Annotated in this window: 3 protein-coding genes; all 3 read left to right on the forward strand. The window is 50.8% G+C overall.

What is annotated here, in order from left to right:
- Positions 1–1,691, forward strand: a 1,691-nt coding sequence (gene lon / locus VB081_RS01035) for an endopeptidase La (protein ID WP_323399014.1), incomplete at its 5' end; no start/stop codon positions are given.
- Entirely contained in the window at positions 1,691–2,302 is a 612-nt protein-coding gene (yihA, locus tag VB081_RS01040) for a ribosome biogenesis GTP-binding protein YihA/YsxC (protein ID WP_323399015.1), read from the forward strand. The genes lon and yihA, both read left to right, overlap by 1 nt.
- On the forward strand, positions 2,299–2,663 hold a 365-nt coding region (locus VB081_RS01045), incomplete at its 3' end, for a metallophosphoesterase (RefSeq protein ID WP_323399016.1). The genes yihA and VB081_RS01045, both read left to right, overlap by 4 nt.

Consider the following 2,663-nt stretch of genomic DNA (forward strand, 5'->3'; position numbering starts at 1 on the left):
CTTCCTCCGTCAAGCAGCAGATCGACAAATCCCAGAGGGAATATTTTCTGCGCGAGCAGATGAAGGTGATCCAGAAGGAACTGGGTGAAACGGAAAATGACGAGGACGAAATAGACGAGCTCAGGAAGAAAATAAAAGAACTGCCCTTAAGCGAAGAAGCGCGCACCAAGGCGGAAAAGGAACTGGCGCGTATGGTCAAAATGGCGCCCGGTTCGCCGGAGATCAGCGTTATCAGGAGCTATATCGAATGGATCGTAAGCCTGCCGTGGGGGAAATATACGGTAGACAACCTTGACTTGAAAAATGCGCGCAAGATACTGGACGAGGATCATTATGGCCTTGAGAAGGTAAAGGACAGGATCATCGAATTTCTTGCGGTGCGTAAATTGAAAAATGATATGCGCGGGCCGATCCTCTGCCTGGCGGGACCTCCTGGAGTGGGAAAAACGTCGATTGCTCATTCGATCGCGCGTGCGCTCGATAAGAATTTTGTGCGTATGTCTTTGGGCGGCGTGCGCGACGAAGCGGAGATCCGCGGACACAGAAGAACGTACATCGGCGCGATCCCCGGACGGATCATCTCGTCCGTCAAGCAGGCGGACAGCATGAACCCGCTATTTTTGCTGGATGAGATCGACAAGATGTCCAGCGATTTCAGGGGAGATCCAGCGTCGGCGATGCTGGAGGTGCTTGATCCGGAGATTAACAATACGTTCCGTGACCATTATCTTGACATTGATTTTGACTTGTCAAAGGTCATGTTTATTACAACGGCGAACGACATCAGCACGATCCCGCGTCCGCTGTACGACAGGATGGAGATCATCCAGATCGACAGCTATACGGATGTGGAAAAGCTTAACATTGCAAAAAAACACCTGCTGCCAAAGCAGGCGAAGGCGCACGGACTTAAGCCGTCGGCGGTAAAAATATCTGATGCGGCAATCATGGATATCATTCATTTGTACACTGCGGAAAGCGGCGTGCGCAGTTTGGAGCGCGAGCTTGCGGCGATCATGCGCAAGGCGGCGGTACAGACTGTGGAGACGGACGCACCAAAGATATCCGTTTCGCAAAAGAATATCAGGGAATTTTTGGGTCACCCGCGGCGCAGCGAAAACGATATGCTCAAACAGGATACGGTGGGCGTGGTGACAGGTCTTGCGTGGACGGCGGTTGGTGGACAGACGATGCCTGTGGAGGTATCAGTCATCCCTGGAACGGGCAAGATGGAGCTCACAGGACAGCTTGGCGATGTAATGAAGGAATCTGCAAAGACAGGGATATCTGTTGTGCGCGCCATGATGAAAAAGCTGAAACTACCCATCGATATCAATGAAAAAACAGACCTGCACATCCACGTGCCGGAAGGCGCAATCCCCAAGGACGGGCCGTCCGCCGGTGTTACGATGGTGACGGCGCTTGTTTCGGCACTGACAAAACGACCGGTGAAGCATGACGTTGCGATGACGGGCGAGATTACCTTGACAGGGCGTGTCTTAAAGATCGGCGGCATCAAGGAAAAGGCGCTTGCTGCCTTGCGCGCAGGCATCCATACGATCATCCTGCCCAAAGACAATCAGGGCGATCTGGAAGAGCTGCCGCAGTCCGTACGTGACCAACTTACATTTATCTTTGCGACAAAAATAGACGACGTGCTGAAAAACGCGATCGTAGCGGAGAAAAAGTAGTGGAGATCAAAAAGGCGGCTTTTTATAAGAGCATGAAGAAAAGCGTTGATTATCCGGGGGGAGATCTGCCGGAAATCGCTTTTGCGGGGAAATCAAACGTCGGCAAGTCTTCGCTGATCAACTATCTTGCGAACAACTCAAAGCTTGCTTACGTCAGCAAGCAGCCGGGCAAGACACGGCTGATCAACTACTTTTTGATCAACGGTTCATTTTATCTGGTCGATCTGCCGGGGTATGGATTTGCCCGTGTATCGAAAACAGAACGGAAATCGTGGGCGGAGATGATGCGGGATTACTTCAAAGTAGCGCAAAAGCTAAAGGCTTTGGTGATACTGATAGATATCCGTCACAATCCTACGAACGACGATATGCAGATGATCGAATGGGCGGCGCATTTTGGCGTTCCGTTTATGATCGCCGCGACCAAGGCGGACAAGATCGCGAAATCTAAGCGCTTTCACTATGTGGTGCAGATGGCGAAGTATATTGGCGGCATGCTTGATATGGATTTGGATATTGATATCGTTCCGGTGAGCTCGACAGACAAAAAAGGAAAAGAAGACATTATTGCATATATGGAAAAAATGATCGCGGAGGACGTGCCTGAATGAACGTTTATGCGATCGGGGACCTGCATCTGTCAAATGCGCAGCCAAAGGCGATGGACGTTTTTGGAGAGCACTGGACGAATCATTTTGAAAAGATCAGCTGCGACTGGAAGGCGCGCGTCAAAGAAGAAGACGTGGTTCTGATCCCGGGAGACATCAGTTGGGCAATGAAGCTAGGTGATGCGAAGCCTGACCTTGACGAAATATGTGCGCTGCCGGGAACGAAGCTTTTGCTCAGGGGAAACCATGACTATTGGTGGAGCTCTATGACGCAGATAAATACCCTGCTTACAAACAATACTTTCCTTGTGCAGAACAACAGCAGGCAAATAGGGGATTTTGTTTTTTGCGGGACGCGGGGTTG

Origin of the sequence: Christensenella sp. (assembly GCF_034927525.1) — a bacterium.
Classification (GTDB): Bacteria; Bacillota; Clostridia; order Christensenellales; family Christensenellaceae; genus Christensenella.